The organism is Stenotrophomonas sp. As-7, from assembly GCF_030291015.1.
Classification (GTDB): Bacteria; Pseudomonadota; Gammaproteobacteria; order Xanthomonadales; family Xanthomonadaceae; genus Stenotrophomonas; species Stenotrophomonas lactitubi.
This window is the reverse complement of record NZ_CP127405.1, coordinates 3,889,628-3,909,282: the sequence shown is the minus strand read 5'-3', so window position 1 is coordinate 3,909,282 and position 19,655 is coordinate 3,889,628. Positions and strand designations below refer to the sequence as shown.

The 19,655-nt window shown below is 65.6% G+C and carries 16 protein-coding genes and 1 riboswitch; of the genes, 13 read left to right on the top strand and 3 right to left on the bottom strand.

All coding sequences use genetic code 11. The features are described 5' to 3' along the window. Positions 1 to 170 precede the first annotated feature (170 nt). Positions 171 to 272: riboswitch (TPP riboswitch) on the top strand. 93 nt (positions 273 to 365) lie between these two features. The 5 genes from thiC (at position 366) to QP457_RS17850 (ending at position 9,520) form a co-directional block, all read left to right on the top strand. After that, complete coding sequence (gene thiC, locus QP457_RS17870; RefSeq protein ID WP_180165912.1) at positions 366 to 2,210, top strand: phosphomethylpyrimidine synthase ThiC; 1,845 nt, start codon at positions 366 to 368, stop codon at positions 2,208 to 2,210. 101 nt (positions 2,211 to 2,311) lie between these two features. Then, positions 2,312 to 2,983, top strand: coding sequence for an ion channel (locus QP457_RS17865; protein ID WP_099821631.1), 672 nt, complete (start codon positions 2,312 to 2,314; stop codon positions 2,981 to 2,983). Positions 2,984 to 3,242: 259 nt separating this feature from the next. Further along, the gene (locus tag QP457_RS17860; RefSeq protein ID WP_205405198.1) at positions 3,243 to 5,567 is read left to right on the top strand and encodes a winged helix-turn-helix domain-containing protein; all 2,325 of its coding nucleotides are present in this window, start codon (positions 3,243 to 3,245) and stop codon (positions 5,565 to 5,567) included. Positions 5,568 to 5,682: 115 nt separating this feature from the next. Beyond that, positions 5,683 to 6,582 carry a helix-turn-helix transcriptional regulator gene (locus QP457_RS17855; protein WP_100553484.1) on the top strand — a complete coding sequence of 300 codons (900 nt, stop codon included), beginning with the start codon at positions 5,683 to 5,685 and terminating at the stop codon, positions 6,580 to 6,582. Between the two features lie 49 nt (positions 6,583 to 6,631). Continuing rightward, on the top strand, positions 6,632 to 9,520 hold the full coding sequence (locus tag QP457_RS17850) for a TonB-dependent receptor (protein WP_205405197.1): 2,889 nt from the start codon (positions 6,632 to 6,634) through the stop codon (positions 9,518 to 9,520). Positions 9,521 to 9,707: 187 nt separating this feature from the next. Here QP457_RS17850 and QP457_RS17845 read toward each other — a convergent pair whose 3' ends face one another. Next, positions 9,708 to 10,829: an HDOD domain-containing protein gene (locus tag QP457_RS17845; protein WP_180165905.1), complete on the bottom strand. Its 1,122-nt coding sequence runs from the start codon at positions 10,827 to 10,829 to the stop codon at positions 9,708 to 9,710. 151 nt (positions 10,830 to 10,980) lie between these two features. After that, positions 10,981 to 11,517 carry an inorganic diphosphatase gene (gene ppa / locus QP457_RS17840; protein WP_025874161.1) on the bottom strand — a complete coding sequence of 179 codons (537 nt, stop codon included), beginning with the start codon at positions 11,515 to 11,517 and terminating at the stop codon, positions 10,981 to 10,983. A 182-nt stretch (positions 11,518 to 11,699) separates the two neighbouring features. On the opposite strand from ppa, the gene QP457_RS17835 reads away from it, so the two are divergent. From QP457_RS17835 to QP457_RS17815, 5 genes are all read left to right on the top strand, one after another. Further along, positions 11,700 to 12,185 (top strand): hypothetical protein, encoded by a 486-nt coding sequence (locus QP457_RS17835; protein ID WP_205405196.1) that lies wholly within the window; start codon positions 11,700 to 11,702, stop codon positions 12,183 to 12,185. Beyond that, entirely contained in the window at positions 12,185 to 12,658 is a 474-nt protein-coding gene (locus QP457_RS17830) for a hypothetical protein (RefSeq protein WP_205405195.1), read from the top strand. The genes QP457_RS17835 and QP457_RS17830 overlap by 1 nt, the downstream gene beginning before the upstream one ends. Positions 12,659 to 12,742: 84 nt before the next feature. Then, a complete protein-coding gene (locus QP457_RS17825; RefSeq protein ID WP_180165900.1) occupies positions 12,743 to 13,243 on the top strand; it encodes an RNA polymerase sigma factor in 501 nt (166 codons plus the stop codon). 103 nt (positions 13,244 to 13,346) lie between these two features. Continuing rightward, a complete protein-coding gene (locus QP457_RS17820) occupies positions 13,347 to 14,288 on the top strand; it encodes a FecR domain-containing protein (RefSeq protein ID WP_205405194.1) in 942 nt (313 codons plus the stop codon). A gap of 168 nt (positions 14,289 to 14,456) precedes the next feature. Beyond that, positions 14,457 to 17,372, top strand: coding sequence for a TonB-dependent receptor (locus QP457_RS17815; protein WP_205405193.1), 2,916 nt, complete (start codon positions 14,457 to 14,459; stop codon positions 17,370 to 17,372). Between the two features lie 109 nt (positions 17,373 to 17,481). Here the strand turns inward: QP457_RS17815 and QP457_RS17810 are convergent, their stop codons facing one another. Beyond that, positions 17,482 to 17,739 carry a DUF2789 domain-containing protein gene (locus QP457_RS17810; RefSeq protein ID WP_205405192.1) on the bottom strand — a complete coding sequence of 86 codons (258 nt, stop codon included), beginning with the start codon at positions 17,737 to 17,739 and terminating at the stop codon, positions 17,482 to 17,484. A 107-nt stretch (positions 17,740 to 17,846) separates the two neighbouring features. Here QP457_RS17810 and QP457_RS17805 point away from each other — a divergent pair, with 107 nt between their 5' ends. Genes QP457_RS17805 through exbB form a run of 3 tightly spaced genes read left to right on the top strand, consistent with a single transcriptional unit; the run spans position 17,847 to position 19,648 of the window. Further along, on the top strand, positions 17,847 to 18,434 hold the full coding sequence (locus QP457_RS17805) for a biliverdin-producing heme oxygenase (protein ID WP_205405191.1): 588 nt from the start codon (positions 17,847 to 17,849) through the stop codon (positions 18,432 to 18,434). Between the two features lie 31 nt (positions 18,435 to 18,465). Then, the gene (locus tag QP457_RS17800) at positions 18,466 to 18,933 is read left to right on the top strand and encodes a YbaN family protein (RefSeq protein ID WP_100553477.1); all 468 of its coding nucleotides are present in this window, start codon (positions 18,466 to 18,468) and stop codon (positions 18,931 to 18,933) included. Next, complete coding sequence (gene exbB, locus QP457_RS17795; RefSeq protein WP_100553476.1) at positions 18,920 to 19,648, top strand: tonB-system energizer ExbB; 729 nt, start codon at positions 18,920 to 18,922, stop codon at positions 19,646 to 19,648. Before QP457_RS17800 ends, exbB begins: the two co-directional genes overlap by 14 nt. Positions 19,649 to 19,655: the final 7 nt, after the last annotated feature.

Genomic DNA, 19,655 nt, shown 5'->3' with positions numbered 1-19,655 from the left:
CACCGGACAGACGCCGCGATGGCGGCAGGGAAAGCACCGCTTGCGGCGGTGCGGCGCGCGTGCACGTTACTGAATGCGACGTCACGGTTCTGTTAACGCGGGTGTAGTAGATCCACGCCAGGCGTGGGTGTACGGCCAGGAGGCCGAGTGGTTTCTATGTTCTAATGCGCACCAAGAAGCGGGGGTACCGCGGCCTTGTGGCCACGGTTGAGATAGTCCCTTGGAACCTGATCCGGCTCATACCGGCGTAGGGAAGCTTTGCAATGCAGCCGTGCCCCGACCCCGCCCAAGGACTGCCTTGGTGCTGTCCGGGCGTGGGTGCAGTGCGCCGCCGCTTCGTCCCTGACCTTCCTGGACGATGCCCGATGAACGCACAGCTCTCTGCCCTGCAGCAACAGGCCCAGCAACTCTCCGAGTCCGTGACCCGGCCCATACCCGGCTCGCGCAAGATCCACGTGCCCGGCTCGCGCGCGGACCTGCAGGTGCCGATGCGCGAGATCGCGCTGACCCGCACGCCCACCGTGTTCGGTGGCGAAGAGAACGCACCGGTCACCGTCTACGACACCTCCGGCCCGTACACCGATCCGGACGTGCGCATCGACCTGTCTGCCGGTCTGCCGGCACTGCGTCGCGGCTGGGTGGAGGAGCGCAACGACACCGAACAGCTTGACGGCCTCAGCTCTTCGTTCGGCCGCGCGCGTGAGCACGATCCCAAGCTGGATCCGGTGCGCTTCCCCGCGCGCAGCCTGCCACGCCGCGCGCGTGCTGGTGCCAACGTCACCCAGATGCACTATGCGCGCCGCGGCATCATCACCCCGGAAATGGAATTCGTCGCCATCCGCGAGAACCAGCGGCTGGAGGCGATCCGTGATGCCGCACTGCTGCAGCAGCATCCCGGTGAATCCTTCGGCGCATCGATCCAGCACATCATCACCCCGGAATTCGTGCGCGAGGAAATCGCCCGCGGCCGTGCGGTGCTGCCCAACAACATCAATCACCCGGAAAGCGAGCCGATGATCATCGGCCGCAACTTCCTCACCAAGATCAACGCCAACATCGGCAACAGCGCGGTGTCCTCGGGTATTGCCGAGGAAGTGGAAAAGCTGGTGTGGGCGATCCGCTGGGGCGGTGACACGGTGATGGACCTGTCCACCGGCAAGCACATCCACGAAACGCGCGAGTGGATCATCCGCAACTCGCCGGTGGCGATCGGTACGGTGCCGATCTACCAGGCGCTGGAGAAGGTCGACGGCCGCGCCGAAGCGCTGACCTGGGAGATCTTCCGCGACACCCTGATCGAACAGGCCGAACAGGGCGTGGACTACTTCACCATCCATGCCGGCGTGCTGCTGCGCTACGTGCCACTCACCGCCAAGCGCGTTACCGGCATCGTCAGCCGCGGCGGTTCGATCATGGCCAAGTGGTGCCTGGCCCACCACAAGGAAAACTTCCTTTACACGCATTTCGAAGACATCTGCGAAATCATGAAGGCCTATGACGTGACCTTCTCGCTGGGCGATGGCCTGCGCCCGGGCTGCATTGCCGATGCCAACGATGCGGCGCAGTTCGGCGAGCTGGAAACGCTGGGTGAGTTGACGAAGATCGCCTGGAAGCACGACGTGCAGACCATGATCGAAGGCCCCGGCCATGTGCCGATGCAGCTGATCAAGGAGAACATGGACAAGCAGCTGCGCGAGTGCGGCGAGGCACCGTTCTACACGCTTGGCCCGCTGACCACCGACATCGCGCCGGGCTATGACCACATCACCAGTGCCATCGGCGCGGCGATGATCGGTTGGTTCGGTACCGCCATGCTCTGCTATGTCACGCCGAAGGAGCATCTGGGCCTGCCAAACCGTCAGGACGTGCGCGACGGCATCATGGCCTATCGCATCGCCGCGCACGCGGCCGATCTCGCCAAGGGCCACCCCGGTGCGCAGGTGCGTGACAACGCATTGAGCAAGGCGCGATTCGAGTTCCGCTGGGACGACCAGTTCCACCTCGGTCTGGACCCGGAGAAGGCCAAGGAATTCCACGACGAGACGCTGCCCAAGGACGCGCACAAGCTGGCACATTTCTGTTCGATGTGCGGCCCGCACTTCTGCTCGATGAAGATCACCCAGGACGTGCGCGAATACGCCGAGAAGGGCATGCAGGAGAAGTCCGAGCAGTTCCGTGCAGCCGGCGCCGAGGTGTACCAGCAGGGCTGATCGCAGAGGGGCAGCGCCGGGTCATGCCCGGCGTCATCCCATCACCCATCTCACGGACATGCGGCTATCCTCGGCCCATCGTTCCCTGGGGATAAGGAACCATGCCCATTGCCGTGACCACCCGCTGGCTGGCCATCGCCCGCCGTCATCCCTCTGCCTGGCTGCTCGGGGCGCAGCTGCTGTCGGTACTGCTGTACCCGGCGCTGGACGAAACCGCTGCCGGGCGCGCGGCCGTAGGCGTGTTCGGCATGGCCGTGCTCGGCCTGGCCCTGTGGGTGGTGCAGCGCAGCCCGCTGGGAACCTGGCTGGCGTTGGTGCTGGCCATCCCGGCGGTGGTGTTTTCCCTCTCTGCGGCACTGCTCGACCGGCCGGCACTGGGCATCACCGCACAGCTGCTGGAAAGCCTGCTGTATTTCTATACCGCGGGTGCGCTGATCGCCTACATGCTGCAGGACCACAAGGTGACCCGCGACGAACTGTTTGCGGCCGGCGCCACGTTCACGTTGTTGGCGTGGGCATTCGCTTTTACCTTTGCGGTATGTCAGCAGTGGTATCCGGGCAGTTTCCAGGGCGCCAGTGGTGGGCCGCAGCGCACGTGGATGGAGCTGCTTTATCTGAGCTTCAGCTTATTGTCAGGCGTTGGGCTGAGTGATGTCGTGCCACTGCATCCGCAGGCCCGCGCGCTGGTCATGCTGGAGCAGTTTTCCGGCGTCATGTATGTCGCGCTGGTGGTTTCGCGGCTGGTCGGCCTGACCATGCTGAAACGCTTCTGAAAATGAACGCCAGATAAAAATATCGCGCCCGAAAGGGCGCGAATGATGATGCTTATTATGTGAATGCGTCGGCGAGAGAGAGCCTGATGTCGACCACGCGATAGGCGAGGTAACTCGCATAGGCTAATATCCGGAGGCTTCGTTTTTTTTGCGGTATGCGCCGATGCTTTGTGCGGAATCTGGCTTCTTGCTGTGCCAAGGATGGGAAGGGATCGATGGTGAACAGTGTTTGCGGCCTGTTTCAACCCCATAGCAACGAATGATCAACAGCGAAATCCAGTCGCCTGAATCCGACCGCGTCCGCGTCGGCGAGTGCATCGTTACTTTGTCCTCGCGTGAGGTCGAAGTCGCCGGTGCCCGCCGTACACGCCGTTTGACGCCCAAGTCGCTGGGCGTGCTGCGCATGTTGATGCGGCAGCCCGGGCGGGTGGTGACCCGTGACGAGCTGTTCGCCGAAGTGTGGCCGGACACGCTGCCGACCAACGATGTGCTGACCCAGGCAGTTACCCAGCTGCGCAAGGCGTTCAGCGTCGACGACGACAACGGCCAGGCGTACATCGAGACCATCGCCAAGACCGGCTACCGCTTGCTTGTGCCGGTGCAGCCGCTGGCAGACCACGAAACCGATGCGATCGCTGCTGCCGAGGAATCGTCTGTACCGCCGCCACCTGCGCCGGATGCCGTCGCCCCCGTCGGCGCGCCCGTGGTTGAACGCGGCAGTCGTCGCTGGCGGCGCCTCCGCCGTCGCCTGCTGCTGGCGCTGGGCGTGGTGATGCTGCTGGCACTGGTGGTGTTGAGCGTGCTGCTGCTGCGCCGCCCGGCGCCGGTGAACTCTCCGGTGGACGCGGCAGTGGAGAACGGCACGCGGGTGATCGGAAGCCCTGAACGACCGTATCGATTGATTACCGCCACGGCCGGTTTTGAGACCTATCCCACACTTTCGCCTGACGGATCGCAGGTTGCCTACGAAGGCGCCAACGACGACGGCAAGGGCGGCAACGCCATCAAGGTGCAGACCTCCGGCAACGCGCCCGCACGCCAGCTGCTTTCACCGCCGGCAGGTGCCAGCGACCGTTTCCCGAACTGGTCGCCGGATGGCCGCGAAATCGCCTTCGCCCGCTTTGGTGCCGATGACAGCTGCCAGGTATTGATCGCCAGTGCCACTGGCGGCGCCGTGCGCCAGGCCACACGCTGCGACGGCACCGAGCTGCTCAGTTTCGACTGGACACCCGATGGCCGCGGCCTGGTCTTCGGCAGCATGGTCGGTCGCTATGCCCATCGCGGCATCCGCGTGCTCGATCTGGCCACCGGCCAATGGCGTGCGCTGGATTACGCTGTCGACGAAGATGATTTCGATTACGCCCCGCGCTATTCCCCGGATGGCAAATGGCTGGTGTTTGTCCGCAACCCTCAGCTGGGCGACCTGTGGCGGATGCCTGCCAGCGGCGGCACGCCCGAGCAGTTGACGACCGAATCGGCCGAGCTGCGCGGTTGGGCATGGCTGGGCGACGGTCGACATATCGTGTTCGGTCGCCGCGTGGACAGCGAAGCGCGCCTGTACTACCTCGACGTCGAGCGCCGCACGCTGCGCGACGCCGGGCTCGACGATGCGCAGTGGCCGGCGGTCTCCCGCCGCGGCGACATGCTGGCGTTCGTGCATCGGCGCGCGCAGTTCGGCGTGTTCAGGATGCCGGCGCAGGGAGGTGCAGGCGAGCGTCTGTTTGCCTCCAGTGGCCGCGATGGGCAGCCGATGGTGGCGCCGGATGGACGGCAACTGGTGTTCAGTTCCGATCGCTCCGGCAGCTTCGCGTTGTGGTGGGCCGACATGCAGCGGCCGGAGTCGCTGCGGCCGATCGAAGGGTTGAAGCCGGAAGCACGGCAGGCACCCGACTGGTCGGCCGACAGCCGGCATCTGCTGGTGGTGGGCCGCGATGAGCATGGCGAAGCCGTGGTCTACGAGATCGCACCGCGCGATGAGCAGCTGCATCGCCTTCCGGTTCCCGCAGAGCAGCCCTTGCAGGCGTTGTACGGTGCAGACGCGGAGCAGCTGCTGGTGGTTGAACGTGATGCCGACCAGCACACCCGGTTGAGCCTGTTCGACCGCAGCGCGCAGCCATGGCGGCGCTTGGCCAGCCTGGAAGGCGTGTCGCAGGCGCGTTTCGACCGCAGTACCGGGCGTGTGCTGTTCACCCGGCTGGCAGCCGGCGGGCTGTGGTCGGTGGACGCGGCATTGACCCCGGCCAGCGTGCAGCAGATCAGCGAGGACCGGCCCAGCCGTTGGCGCTACCGGACCTGGACCGTGGCCGGCAATGGCAGCATCGACTACCTCGGCAGCAGTGCCAGCTGCGGCACGACCCTTGTCCGTATCCAGTCCGGACGCGAGGAAGCGGAGCGCTGCCTGGACGCGCAGCGCCTGAGCGCGGGCAATGGACTCAGCGCCAGTGCCGACGGAAACAGCCTGTACCTGGCCCTGGCCATCAGCGATGGTGCCGACATCGGCGTGATGCGACTGCCCGAACAACCGCCAGCGCTGTTCCCTGCATTCTCCAAATTGTTGATCTTGAACGAAAAAGGGCCTTCGTAACTTCTTCGTGACGATCTCGCCGCGAATTCGTGGCGATCTCGGCAGTCTTTCCTGACGCGCTGCCGCCTGATTTGGCAAAACGGAGGCCTGTACTTGGCAAATCCGTGGTGCCCCTATGCGTCAACTCTCGCTGGCCGATCGTGGCCAAACCCTCTCCCTGGACAAGTCGATCGACGATGTCGCGCCGACCTGCATGGGCGTTGCCCGCCTCGGCAGCCTGCAGACCGCCGGCATCAGCTTCAGTGTCTGGATGCAGGTGCGCGGTACCTCGTGGGTGGAAGCCAAGGAAGGGCGGTTCCGCCTTCGCCAGGGCGAGTGGATCGCGTTCGAGAAGGAGTCCAGGCCGCTGGTCCAGGCCGGACGCAACGGCTTGTGCGTGGGCATGAACCTGAACGTCGAAGCACTGCGTGTGCTGACCGAAATGGCCGACTGCGGCCTGTACGCCGGCCGCGGCCTGATGAACCGGGCCGATGCACGCGTGGCACTGCGCCTGTGGCGTGACGCCCTCGCCAGCGGGCAGCCGGCGCAGGCGCTGCGTCCGCTGCTGCTGCATCTGGCCGGTCTGCAGCGCAGCCTGGCAGACAACGTGCAGCGTTGCCCCGGCCGCTCGCGCAGTCGCAAGCGCCAGGTGTTCGGTCGCATGCAACGCGCGCGCCTGTATCTGGAAGGCAACAGCCACCGTGTGGTGCGCATCGGCGAACTGGCAGAGCTGACCAACTTCTCCAGCTGGTATCTCTCCAAGACGTTCCAGAGCCTGTACGAGGAAAGCCCGCAGTCGCTTTCGGCACGGTTGCGCCTTGAGCGCGCGGCCGATCTGCTGCGCGACACCGACATGATGGTCGGTGAAGTCGCTGCTGCCAGCGGTTTCGACAACTGCTGCAGCTTCGCGCGCGCCTTCCGCGCTCGATATGGGCAGTCCGCTTCGCGCTTCCGCGAGAACGACGGACAGCTTCCGCCACACTCCGCAAAGTCTCCGGTTGTGTCGCGCAAATACAGCGCTGCAACGCAATCGTAACGTGCTACGGCGTTTTAACACGCTACTAACACGTACCTTGGAGAGATTGATGAACGTTCGTATTCCTGCAGTGCGGCTCGGCTTGTTGCCGGCCGGCATTGCGCTTGCCTTGGCACCGTCCTTCGCTTCGGCGCAGGACGCAGCTGCCGGCGGCACGACCGACCTGGACCGCATTTCGGTCACCGGTTCGCGCATCCGCCAGGCAAGCATGGAAACCGCGCAGCCGGTGATCGCGCTGCAGCGCGCCGACATTGAAAAGCAGGGCTTCACCAGCGTTGCCGACATCGTGCAGAACCTGTCGGCGACCGGTTCGCCGGCGATCAGCCGCGCCGATGCCCTGTCCTCGGGCGAAGAAGTCGGCGGCCAGTACGTCGACCTGCGCAACCTCGGCCCGGAGCGCACCCTGGTGCTGCTGGACGGCAAGCGCATGGGCACCAGCACCGGTGGTTACACCGATCTGGCCTCGATCCCGACCTCGGTCGTGGAGCGCATCGAAGTGCTGACCGATGGCGCCTCGGCCATCTATGGTTCCGACGCCATCGCCGGCGTGGTCAACATCATCACCCGCAAGAATTTCGACGGCCTGGAAGCCAGCGTCTACGGTGGCCAGTACGGCCAGGGCGACGGCCAGAAGCAGGTCTACAACTTCGTTTACGGCCAGACCGGTGAGCGTGGTTCGATCACCTTCGGCGCCGAGTACAGCAAGGAAGACGAGGTCAAGGCCAAGGATCGCTCCTTCAGCCGCTACCCGAACGGTCGCTTCCATCCGTTCCCCACCGACGACGATGCCAATGGCTGGTCGCCTGCGTCCAACCATGGCGTGCTGATCGACGACATGGGCACCCCGCAGAACGCCAACGACGATATCTGGTACACCCGCGCCAATACCGGTGCCGGCAACGGCATGGGCGACTTCCGCGAATTCGGCACCGGCGATTACACCAATGCCAGCCAGGAAATGTGGCTGCAGAACAAGTTGACCCGTCGCTCGGTGTTCGCCAACGGCAACTACGATCTGACCGACAACATCCGCGCTACCGCGAACGTGCTGTACACCAAGCGCACCGCGACTTCGCAGATTGCCGGCTACCCGTACCAGTCCGAGGTCTACGGCACCCCGCTGTCGGGCGACAGCATCTACAACCCGCTGGGCAAGGACGCGAACTTCATCCGTCGCACCTCCGAGTTCCCGCGCCAGACCGAATCCGAGCAGGAAACCTTCCGCTTCTCGGCCGGCCTGGAAGGTTCGTTCGAGTTCGCTGACAAGTTCTGGGATTGGGACGTGGGTTACGTCTACAACCAGAACAAGGGCGTCAAGACCGGCACCGGCAACCTGTTCATCCCGAACGTGCAGAACGCCGTCGGCCCGTCCTTCATGGACGGCGACGTTGCCCGTTGCGGTACCCCGGGCAAGGTGATCGCAGGTTGCACCCCGTGGAACCCGCTCGCACCGTACGGCTCCACCGGCAATGGTTCGCTGGCTGACCCGGCACTGCAGGCCTATCTGTTCCTGCCGAGCCACGACACCTACACCAACACCACCAAGGCTTACAGCGCCAACATCTCCGGTTCGCTGTTCACGCTGCCGGCCGGTGACCTGGCCATCGCTGCCGGTTACGAGCACCGTCAGGAAAGCGGTGAGTACAACCCGGATGCACTGCTGCAGTCGGGCCTGAGCACCGACCTGGCCGGCGCGCCGACCAAGGGCAGCTACAAGCTCGACGAGTTCTACGTCGAACTGAATGTTCCGGTGCTGGCTGACATGCCGTTCGCCAAGGAACTGTCGCTCGACATGGCCGGTCGCTATTCGGACTACAACACCTTCGGCGACACCATCAACAGCAAGTTCGGCATGAAGTGGAAGCCGATCGACGACCTGCTGGTGCGTGCGACCTATTCGACGGGCTTCCGCGCGCCGAACATCGCCAACATGTACGGCGGCACCTCGCAGACCTTCGACGCCTACACCGATCCGTGCGACAGCAGCTTCGGTTCGGCCTCGCGCAACCCGTCGGTTGCCGCGGCCTGCGGTGCACGTGGCGTTCCGGCGAACTTCCGCCAGATCACCTCGGGCGGCGCACAGTCGACCGGCCCGGGCACCCAGTCCTACAGCGCCTTCGAGTCGGGTTCCAACCCGGAACTGCAGCCGGAAACCTCCAAGACCTGGACTGCTGGCCTGGTCTACAGCCCGAACTTCGTGCAGGGCCTGGACGTCAGCCTGGACTGGTGGAAGATCCGCATCGACAACGTGATCGCCGCCGAGTCGGTGACCTCGATCCTCAACCAGTGCTACGTGCTGGGCGTGGCGTCGGCGTGTGACCGCTTCAGCCGCGGTACCGAAGGCCGCACCGTCAACCAGGTGGTCGACGTTACCCGCACCCTGATCAACGGTGGTTACCAGGAAACCGCAGGTTACGACCTGGGCATCAAGTACCGCCTGCCGGAGTTCTCCTTCGGCAAGATCGTGGTTGACTGGAAGACCACCTACGTCGATTACCTCGAGTACAAGCGCGACAACGAAGCCGAGACCCCGGTCGAGCAGCACACCAGCTGGGCAACCGGCGACTGGGGTGCGAACTTCCGCGTCCGTTCGAACCTGAATGTCGATTGGAGCCTGGGCAACCTGGGCGTGAACTGGGCGGTGCGTTACTACTCGAGCATGAAGGAGCCGTGCTCCTACGACACCGAGTGCAACCTGCCTGACTTCAGCTCGTCCTACACCCTGGGCCAGCCGACCCGCAAGGTTGGTTCGAACACCTTCCACGATGTGCAGGTGCGTTACACCCTGCCGTGGCAGGCTACGGTCTCGGTCGGTGCCAACAACGTGTTCAACCACGAAGGCCCGGTCATGTACAGCCAGCCGAACTCGAGCTTCTCGTACTACGGTGGCTTCGACATCGGTCGTTACTACTACATGAAGTACACCCAGCGCTTCTGATCCATCGAAGCGTGACAGCAGAAAGAGGAGGGCGGGCCGCAAGGTCCGCCCTTCTTGTTTGAGCGCTGCACCGACTGGGTAGATCCACGCCATGCGTGGATGAACGTTCCGGCACAACGGCACCACGAAAAAAGGCAGGCCACCCGGCCTGCCTTTCATTCCCTGCGCACCCGCCTGCCGCTACGCCTCAGGCGTCGCTGGGCACCAGCCCCATCAGGCTGTTGGCGTGCTCGCGCCACTGCGGCAGCTTGTTCAGCACACCGGCGCGCTGCAGATACTCCTCATCCACCGGATCGCCGTTGACCAGTGCCAGTGCCACGTGCACCGCACCGGTCACCCAGAAGCTGCGGGTGTTGGCGCGCTGCGGCTGCAGATGGAACGCCACCGCCTCGATGATCGGCATCGGCAGGCCCCACAGGCCCAGCAGATAGGCGCCGGCTTCGGCATGGCCGGGACGGTCGTCGTCCGCCAGTTCGGGTTCGCTGCGTTCGTTGCGCACGCCCGGCAGCAGCAGGCCGATGTCGGCCAGCAGTGCGGCGGTGGCACCGAGTTCGGCGCTGGAGTCGGGCAGCAGGCGTGCGGCCAATCGCGAGGCCATCAAGGCACGCTGCTGCAGCGAGTTGCGTTCGGCGCCGGACAAGGTCGGCGCGGAGAACACTTCACTGGCCAGTACCAGATCGCGCAGCGTGGCCAGGCCCAGCCGGGTCACGGCTGTGCGCAGGTCGGCGATGGTGCGACCTTGGCTGAAGAACGCCGAATTGGAAAGCTGCAGCACCTTTGCTGCGATTGCAGGGTCGGCGGCGACCAGCTTGGCGACATCGGCGCTGTCGGCGTCGTCGTCATGTTCCAGTGCCTGGGTCAGGCTCAGGTACAGATGCGGCGGCGAGGGCAGCTTCTCGATGCGGCCGATGGCATCGCGCAGGCGCGGGCTGTCCAGCACTTCGCGCAGCTCTTCCAGGCTGGTCAATGCTTCCAGCAGCACTTCCGGTGCCAACGGCAAGGGCAGGAAGCGATGGGCGACACCGATCAGGCGCGCCGGCGGCGGCCGGTTGCCATGCTGTGCATCGACAAGTGCGATGCGGATGGTCTCCGGGCGCAAGGTGCGGATCTGTCCCAGCAGCGTGGTCGCGTTGAGATCTGGCAACTGCGGGCAGACGATCACCGCGTCCACGCCCTGGGTGGCGACCGCGGTCATCGCGGTATGGCCATCGGTGGCGGTCAACGGCTGCCAGTCTTCCCCAAGATCGGCAATGAATTCGGTCAGCTCAGCCGGCAGGCTGGCTGTATCCCCAACAAGCAGAATACGCACGACACATTCCCCTGGCTGTCTCGACGGTCGATGTCGAAGACGTGTGAAGTGACGCAATTTACCTAATACGGCGGCAAAGGTGATGTGCCGCCGTCATGAAACGTGACCCGCATCGCTCCGACGCCGTGCGCCGGAGCAATGCTGTTCAGTCTCAGGCCTTGCTGTCGAGGTGGCGCTGGTGCGCCTCGATCAGGATCTGCTTGGCCTCAGCCGCGCCGCCCCAACCGTCCAGCTTGACCCACTTGCCCTTCTCCAGGTCCTTGTAGTGCTCGAAGAAGTGGCCGATGCGCTCCAGCCAGTGGCTGGACACCTGCTCGATGTCTTCCACGTGCGCGTAGCCGCCGAACACCTTGGTGACCGGCACGGCCAGGATCTTCTCGTCGCTGCCTGCCTCATCGCTCATCTTCAGCACGCCGACCGGACGGCAACGCACCACCGAACCCGGGACCAGCGGCAGCGGCAGCACCACCAGCACGTCGGCCGGATCGCCGTCGCCGCACAGGGTGCTCGGCACGTAGCCGTAGTTGCAGGGGTAGCGCATCGGGGTCGACAGGATGCGGTCGACGAAGATCGCGCCGGTTTCCTTGTCCACTTCGTACTTCACCGGCTCGGAATCCTTCGGGATTTCGATGATGACGTTGATTTCTTCCGGCGGGTTCTTGCCGGGCGAGACGAGTTCCAGACCCATGGTGTGCTCCAGGTGGGGGATGTAGACGGATAGCTCTCCATTTTATGCCTTTGCCGGTCGCTGTGCAGGGTAGGGCGCTGACGGGCCGTCGCGGTGGCCGATGACCGGTCAGGACGGGGTATCCCGATGGGGACGGGCCGGCGACCGGAGCAGGCTGGAATCCCGAACCGAGGAGACCTGCAATGAACTGGAACCGTTGGCGCTGCGGCGTTCTGCTGCTGCTTGTCCCGCTGACCGCGCTGGCGCGCGGGACACATGTTGACCTGATCAACCATCCGACCCAGGAGGCCTTCTGGGACAGGGCCTACGCGCTGGAGGGCGCGCTTGCCCAGGCATTCGACCGTCTGTGCGCCGATACCTTCTGCGAAGGCGATTACAGCAACTACCGGGTGCTGGAGTTCCGCTGCGCCGTGCTGGCCCACCGGGGAACGGTGCAGCGCTGCGTCTGGGTGCTGGCGGCCAGCGAACTGGCGGTGCACCCCGATACAGGGCAGGTACAGGTCGACAACGGCCACTGGACCTGCCCGGTGGAGATGCAGCCCGGGGTGCCGGTTGAAGCCTTCTTTGCCTCGCTGGAGGCGCCGGACGGCCTGATGGCGCCGCTGCCCGGGCTCGATCATGGTCTGTTCGAGGTGCTGCCTGATTGCCTGCAGAGGAGGGGCGCCTGATGCGTGCTTTCCCGGGACGATGGCTGCTCTGTGCTCTGCTGCTGGCCGGAACCGCGCAGGCGGCGCCGGTGTTCGTGGACGCCCGTGACTATCCCGATCCCGCGACCGGCCGGGGGCGCTTCCTCGCTGCCGAGCGGATGCTGGTGCGCGGGTTCGATGATATCTGTGGCGACACGTTCTGCGAGGGGCAGTACTACAACCTGTGGGCCATGCGCCTGCGCTGCTCGGTGGAGCGCGCGACAGGCGTGGTCGGCAGCTGCGTCTGGACCTTCGCTGGCAGCGAAACCTGGGTGCAGAAGGACGGCCGGATCGATGTCGACCATGGCACCTACGCCTGCACGCTGCCGCTGGCGCCTGCAACCCGGCTGGAGGAGCTGCTCCAGGTCTGGCAGGCTTCCGGGCATGAGGCGATTGATGCCCCGTTGCCCGGCACGACCACGAGCGTCTATGACGGCCTGACAGACTGTCTCTGATGCAGTGGCTCGCGAATGCAAACGTGATTTATTCGCATTAACGGAGTAGCATGCGCGCCGCCCCCGTCTGTCCCGTCGCCGCGCATGTCCTCCAACGCCGTCACCCTGACCGAACTGCTGATCCGCGAACGATCGGCACTGCTGCGGCGCGTGCAGCGCATTCTCGGTGGCGAGAGCGGGGCGGAAGACGTGATCCAGGCGGTCTGGTTCAAGGCGCGCGGTGTCGACAACAGCCAGAGCATCGACAATCCGCGCGCCTATCTCTATCGACTGGCCATCAACCTCGCCACCGACCATGGCCGCGAATCGACGCGGCGCAACCGCCTGCTGGCCGAGCACTACCTGTGGCAGGAGGACGAGCAGATCTCCACGGAGGAGCAGGTGATGGCGCAGGATGAGTTGCAGCGCGTGCTCGATGCCGCCGGCCACCTGCCCGAGCCGACGCGTACCATCTTCCATCTCAATCGCCTGCAGGGCCTGACCCAGGCCGACATCGCCCGACGCCTCGGGGTGTCGGTGACCACGGTGGAGAACCACGTACGCACTGCGCTGCAGCGGCTTGCCTGGGCACGCAGCGGTCGATGAACGATCCGGCTTGGGGCCGCACACCCGCCGTGCGTCTTGATTCGCAGGCCGCCCATGCGGTCTAGTCCTTCCGCCCACCTCTGATCGTGTCCCCCGCCAGCCGATGAGCCCGCCCCCGACACCCCGCAGCACCGCCGATGATGCCGTGGCCGAACAGGCCAGGGACTGGATCGTGTGCCTGGCGTCCGGCGACGTCAGCGACGCGCGCATGGATGCGTTCGAGCGCTGGCTGGCCGAGCCTGCGAATCGGCGTTCATTCGAGCATGAGCGCATGCTGTGGCGCAGTGTGGGGCCGCGTCCGGTCGCCATCGAACGCCGGCAGGCTGCGCGTCGCCCGCGGCGGCTGCGTTGGGCCATGGCCACCGCCGCTGCGCTGGCAATGCTGGTGGTCTGGCCCGATACCTGGCTGCGCCTGCAGGCGGATCATCGCAGCGACCACCGCGTGCAGGATGTGCATCTGCCCGATGGCAGCCGTGCCGTGCTCGATGCCGACAGTGCGATTGCCGTGCACTTCGATGACCAGCGTCGTCGCATTGAACTGCTGCGTGGCCGTGCCTGGTTCTACGTGGCGCCTGATGCGCAGAGGCGCTTCAGCGTCGCGGCTGGCAACGGTGTGGTGGAAGACATCTCCACCGCATTCACGGTCGCCCACGTTGCCGCCGGGGTGGAGGCCGAAGTCGGACAGGGCCGCGTACGCGTGGCCAGTCCGGTTGATGGCGGCTGGACCTATCTGCAGGTGGGGCAACGTGCGGGCTATGGCGAGCATCGAAGCGTGCAGCGCCTGACCGACGTTGCCGCAGACAGCGTCGGTGCCTGGCGACAGGGCGAGCTGCTGCTGGAGCAGGCCAGCGTGATCGATGCCGTGCACGAGGTCGGTCGCTATCGCGCAGGGCCGACGTTCGTGCGCGGCAATCTCCAAGCGCTTCCAGCCGTCAGCGCGGCGCTGCGCGTCGATCATCCGGAGCAGGCACTGGACGCGCTGGCGGCCACCGCGGGCCTGCAGGTCACCCGCCTGCCACTGGGTGTGGCAATCGTCCACCGGTAACGCCACGCCATCCGCGGATGCAGCGGCTGCAGCGCATCCGTCTTGGGGATCGCGCGCCGCCATGCGTCTCATCCACGAACGTACCCGCCGCCGCCACGTACGTCGTTGGGTCCGCGCATGCGCGGATGATGCCGCGCCCGCGGCCACGCTCCTCTGACAGGTTCCCCCATGTACGAATTCCGCCGCCCGGGCCGCTCACCGCGCCCGTCCCGTCTGTGCATCGCGCTGCTGGCCGCCGGCCTGGCAACCGCCACCCCCACCGTGATGGCGCAGTCCAGCACCGCTGGCCCGGCTGCGGTACAGCACTTCGATATTCCCGACCAACCGCTGGACGATGCACTGCGCGCCTACATGCGGCAGTCCGGTGTGCAGGTGGTCTATCCGAGCACGCTGGCCAAGGGCGTGATCTCGCAACCGGTCAGCGGCACGCTGTCAGCCGACGAGGCCCTCGCACGTCTGCTGCGCGGCAGCGGCCTGAGCGTGCGCCGGGTAAGCGCCGATGCGGTGACGCTGGAGGTCGCTGCGGCGGGCCAGACGGGCGGTGTGATCGTCACCGATACCCTCAGCGTGGCCGGAGACCGGGTGCAGGGCGGCGCGGTCAGCGATGAAGCACGCCTGCTCGACAGCTACCGCAGCGTGGGTTCGACCACCAGCATCGGCCGCGTCGCACTGGAGCGGTTCCGCGGCACCTCCAACGGCGACATCGTCAAGGGCGTGGCCGGTGTCACTGCGGGCGATCCCCGTGTGGGCAATGGCTTCGACGTCAACATCCGCGGCATCCAGGGCCAGAGCCGGGTGCCGGTCATCATCGACGGTGGCCAGTCCAGCATGGACACCTACCGTGGTTATGCCGGCCAGTCGCAGCGCACCTACCTCGACCCCGACCTGATCTCGCGGCTGACCATCACCAAGGGCCCGAGCCTGCAGGCCAATGCCTCCGGCGGTATCGGTGGCGTGGTCGAAATGGAAACGCTGAATGTCGATGACGTGCTGCGCGAGGGGCGCGATGTCGGCGTACGCGTGCGCGGGGGACTGGCCAACGGCAGCGCCAACAACCTGCCCGGCTACGAGGCCGCGCCGCGCAGCGATCGCAGCGCCACCGGCAGCCAGTTCTTCAACGTGGCCGCTGCCGGGCACTGGGATCGCTTCGACCTGGTGGCCGCCTATGCGTACCGCGACAACGGCAATTACTTCTCCGGCAGCAAGGGCTACGACGATTTCCCGCAGACCCGTCGCACCCTGGCCCCGCTGAACCCGCCGCGCACCGAAGTGTTCAACACGTCCTCGCGTTCGAAATCGACCCTGCTCAAGGGCACCTGGCGCATCGACGACGCGCAGACGCTGGAAGCGGGCTATCGGCGCTATGAAGGCACCGCTGGCGAGATCATGGCCTCGCAGATCATCCGCGTCGACCGCGACCGCGTACCGCAGTGGGACCCGGGCCATGTCGACATGGACAGCTACAGCCTGCGCTACCGGTTCAACCCGGACAGCGAGCTGATCGACCTGCGCGTCAACGCGTGGTACACCGATGCCGACAGCGTGATGTACAACAGCCTGACCGGCATCACCCCGTGGTACTTCGACCGCCGTACCGAGTGGTACGACGCGCCCAGCTTCAGCGGCAACCCCGGCTACAAGGATGCCTACCGCAACCCGTTGCGGCAGAAGCGCTTCGGTCTGGACGCCAGCAATACCTCGGTGTTCGACAGCAGTGCCGGCCGCTTCACCCTCGACTACGGCCTGTCCTACAGTGATGAAGACATCGCCCCGGGCAGCTCCGGCCCGATCATGCACGACGACCTGGTCAACAACCGATTTCTGCGCAATGCCGAGCGCAAGGAATACAGCGCGGTGGCGTCGTTGAAGTGGGCGCCGGACGAACACTGGGAGATGCTGCTGGGCGGGCGCTGGAACCGCGTGGACGTGCATGACCGCAACCGCCTGGCCACGCCGGACGGATATGAAGTGCAGGGCCAGTACCGCTACACCGAGCTGCTCAATGGCAATCCCAAGCTGCCGTCGTGGCGGGCCAAGCGCATCGCGCTGCTGAACTGGTATCCCGACGCGAACGGCAACTTCACCCAGGAGTCGCTGCTGGCCTCGCCGTACAAGAAGGGCACCGTCGGCGACATCGGTGGCTGGAATTTCTATGACGCCGATGCTGCAGAGGATCTGAAAGTGCCGGTGAGCTGGACCTGGTCGCAGCCGATCCGCCGCCGTGACAGCGCGTTCTCGCCGACCGCCAGCGTGGCCTTCCGTTTCAGCGAAGACAGCATGGTCTACCTGAAGTACGCCGAAGGCACCAAGCTGCCGAGCCTGTTCGAGACCACGCTCGGCCTGTTCACTGCGGCCAAGCCGGTGGACGAACTCAAGCCCGAGCGCGCGCACAGCTGGGAACTGGGCGCCAGTACCATCCAGCACGACCTGTTCACTGCCGGTGACCGCTTGGCGCTGAAGCTGGCGTACTTCGATACCCGCATCGATGACCTGATCACCCGCGACTACCGCACGTTGTCGGCCGGTCTGATCCGCAACGTCGACCGCTTCAAGGTGTCGGGCATGGAGTTCCAGTCCAGCTATGACAGCGGCAAGGTGTTTGCCGATCTGTCGGCGCACTACTACTTCAAGGCCAAGACCTGCGCGCCGGACATCGCCGCCGAACGCCGTGCGTACGGCGTCCAGCGCAGGATCGAGGAACTGATCGGCACGCCGGACTGCGTGGACGGTGGCTTCGAAGGCTCCTACAGCAACACCCAGAACCCGCCGCGCTACATGGTCAACCTGACCCTGGGCTCGCGCCTGTTCGACGAGCGGCTGACCTTCGGCACCCGCGTGGTCCACAACGCCGGCCCGATCAGCAAGCTGGACAAGGAGTGGAACGTCGGGTTGTCGGCGATCCAGCAGCTGTACCGGCCGACCACGCTGGTGGATCTGTTCGCGAGCTGGAGTTTCAACGACCAGCTGTCGGTGGAAGCGAACGTGGACAACGTGACCGACCGCTACTACCTGGACCCGTTGGCCCTGGGCGTGATGCCGGCTCCGGGCCGGACCGCGCGATTGGCCTTTACCTGGCGGTATTGATCAACCATCCACGCATGGCGTGGATCCACCGGTAGCGTCGGGCCATGCCCGGCGGATCACCCGCAACACAACGGTAGCGCCGGTTCATGCCGGCGCTACCACCCGGCGATTACAGCCCGGTCGCCGCCTTCACCGCCGCTTCGTGCAGCGCTTCGTTCAGTTCGTCGACCACGGTGGTCCAGGCTGCATCAGCCTGCAGCGATTCGGCCAGGAACTGGCGCTGGGCATCGTTCCAGTAAGGGGCATCGGCTACTTCCACACCGGCGGCCAGCTGGTGGTCGGCGATGAACCTGGCAATGCCCACGGCACTGGCATCCAGACCCAGCTGCAGGAACAGGTTGGTCATGCGCGGTTCGGTGGTGATCATCGGTGGGGTCCTGGCAATGGAAAGGAACCTGCATTATCGACGCAAGCAGGGTTGGGGGAACCCTCGCCGGGATCGTCTACAGGGGGACGCTTTCCCTGGCACTCCCGATGACCGTTCAGACATCCCTCGAAGACAGCCGCAGCGTGCGGCTGAAGGCCGCCACCCGCGACAGCCATGGCGCCCTCGACAAGCGCATCATGGCCGGCGACATCTTTGCCGACCGCAGCAATTTCGCTCGCTTCCTGCGCGTGCAGTACCGCTTCCACCGCAGCATCGACGCGTTGTACGCCAGCCCTGCGCTGGACGCATTGCTGCCGGACCTGGCTGAACGTCGCCGCCTGCAGCAGGTACGCAGCGACCTGCAGGACCTGGAGCAGGCGCTGCCGGGCGAGGACATCATCGCACTCGGGAATGACCTGCCGCTGCCGACTGCGTTGGGCTGGTTGTATGTTGCTGAAGGCTCCAACCTGGGTGGCACCGTGCTCTACAAGATGGCGGCTGCGCTTGGCCTGGATCGTGATTTCGGTGCGCGCCACCTGGCGGCACATCCTGATGGGGCCGCGCGGCACTGGCGCGGGTTCACTGCTGCACTGGATGCAGTGGTGCTGTCGCCGGCGCAGGAGCAGGAAGTGATCGATGCCGCCGATGCCGCGTTCCGCAGCGTACACGGCCATGTCGAAGTGGAGTTTTCCTGATGTCCCTGCACTGCGCGCTGGCGCGCGATTGATGCGCTGGCTCTGGTTCGCGCTCGGCTGGCTGATGGTCGCGCTGGGGGTGATCGGCGCGCTGCTGCCAGTCATGCCGACCACCATCTTCCTGATCCTGGCGGTGGGCTGCTTCGCGCGCAGTTCACCCAGGTTCGAGCAGCGGCTGCTTTCCCATCCGCGCTACGGCCCGTCGCTGCGCCTGTGGCGTGAGCAGGGCGCGGTATCGCGCAAGGGCAAGGCGTTTGCCAGCGCGGGCATGGCGGTGGGATTTGCGATGTTCTGCTGGGGCGCACACCCGTCCTGGCGCCTGCTGCTGGGCGTTGGCCTGTTCTTTGCGGTCAGTGCCGGCTATGTCCTGAGTCGACCGGCGCCACGTTTCGATCTTTCGCCGCTGGTGGGCGTGGACGATGCCGCCGATCCGCGCGCTGCCCGCCGTCGCGCCTCCTCTTCCGATTCCAATGGAACCTCTGACGATGCTGCCTGCTGATCTGGCGCCCATGGCCGCCCCCGCACTGACCCCCTGGGGCATGTACCTGGCTGCCGATGTGGTGGTGAAGGGCGTGATGATTGCCCTGGCTGTAGCCTCGCTGGCCACCTGGACCGTGCTGCTGGCCAAGGGCTGGGAACTGGCACGGCAGGCGCGCGCCTTGCGCCTCGCGCGAAGCCTGCTGCTGTCGGCACCCAGCCTGCCGGTCGCAGGCGGCGAGCCGGCACTGCAGCAGAGCATCGCCGTCGCCATGCTGGATGCTGCGCGCACCGAGCTGCATCTGTCGCAGGAACTTGATCATCGTGAGGGGATCAAGGAGCGGGTGGCGTCACGACTGGAGCGTCTGGAACTGGAGTCCGCACGCAACCAGCGTCGTGGCATCGGCGTGCTTGCCAGCATTGGCGCAGTGGCGCCCTTCGTGGGCCTGTTCGGCACCGTGTGGGGCATCATGAACAGCTTCATTGGCATCGCCCACAGCAACACCACCAATCTGGCCGTGGTTGCGCCAGGCATTGCCGAGGCGCTGCTGGCTACCGCGCTCGGTCTGGTCGCAGCGATCCCGGCGGTACTGGTCTACAACCACTTCACCCGGGTGCTGGCGGGCCTGCGTGGCCTGCTGGGCGATCTGTCCGCAGCTGTGCAGCAGCTGGTGTCGCGTGATCTGGATCGGGCTGCACGCCGTGCGCCGGCAGGCACGTTGCGCGCGGTCAACTGAGGTACGC

Bases quoted from the DNA above. Each gene is read 5' to 3' on its own strand.
- thiC (WP_180165912.1), top strand. From the start codon at position 366: ATGAACGCACAGCTCTCTGCCCTGCAGCAACAGGCCCAGCAACTCTCC.
- QP457_RS17865 (WP_099821631.1), top strand. From the start codon at position 2,312: ATGCCCATTGCCGTGACCACCCGCTGGCTGGCCATCGCCCGCCGTCAT.
- QP457_RS17860 (WP_205405198.1), top strand. From the start codon at position 3,243: ATGATCAACAGCGAAATCCAGTCGCCTGAATCCGACCGCGTCCGCGTC.
- QP457_RS17855 (WP_100553484.1), top strand. From the start codon at position 5,683: ATGCGTCAACTCTCGCTGGCCGATCGTGGCCAAACCCTCTCCCTGGAC.
- QP457_RS17850 (WP_205405197.1), top strand. From the start codon at position 6,632: ATGAACGTTCGTATTCCTGCAGTGCGGCTCGGCTTGTTGCCGGCCGGC.
- ppa (WP_025874161.1), bottom strand. From the start codon at position 11,517: ATGGGTCTGGAACTCGTCTCGCCCGGCAAGAACCCGCCGGAAGAAATC.
- QP457_RS17835 (WP_205405196.1), top strand. From the start codon at position 11,700: ATGAACTGGAACCGTTGGCGCTGCGGCGTTCTGCTGCTGCTTGTCCCG.
- QP457_RS17830 (WP_205405195.1), top strand. From the start codon at position 12,185: ATGCGTGCTTTCCCGGGACGATGGCTGCTCTGTGCTCTGCTGCTGGCC.
- QP457_RS17825 (WP_180165900.1), top strand. From the start codon at position 12,743: ATGTCCTCCAACGCCGTCACCCTGACCGAACTGCTGATCCGCGAACGA.
- QP457_RS17820 (WP_205405194.1), top strand. From the start codon at position 13,347: ATGAGCCCGCCCCCGACACCCCGCAGCACCGCCGATGATGCCGTGGCC.
- QP457_RS17815 (WP_205405193.1), top strand. From the start codon at position 14,457: ATGTACGAATTCCGCCGCCCGGGCCGCTCACCGCGCCCGTCCCGTCTG.
- QP457_RS17810 (WP_205405192.1), bottom strand. From the start codon at position 17,739: ATGATCACCACCGAACCGCGCATGACCAACCTGTTCCTGCAGCTGGGT.
- QP457_RS17805 (WP_205405191.1), top strand. From the start codon at position 17,847: ATGACCGTTCAGACATCCCTCGAAGACAGCCGCAGCGTGCGGCTGAAG.
- QP457_RS17800 (WP_100553477.1), top strand. From the start codon at position 18,466: ATGCGCTGGCTCTGGTTCGCGCTCGGCTGGCTGATGGTCGCGCTGGGG.
- exbB (WP_100553476.1), top strand. From the start codon at position 18,920: ATGCTGCCTGCTGATCTGGCGCCCATGGCCGCCCCCGCACTGACCCCC.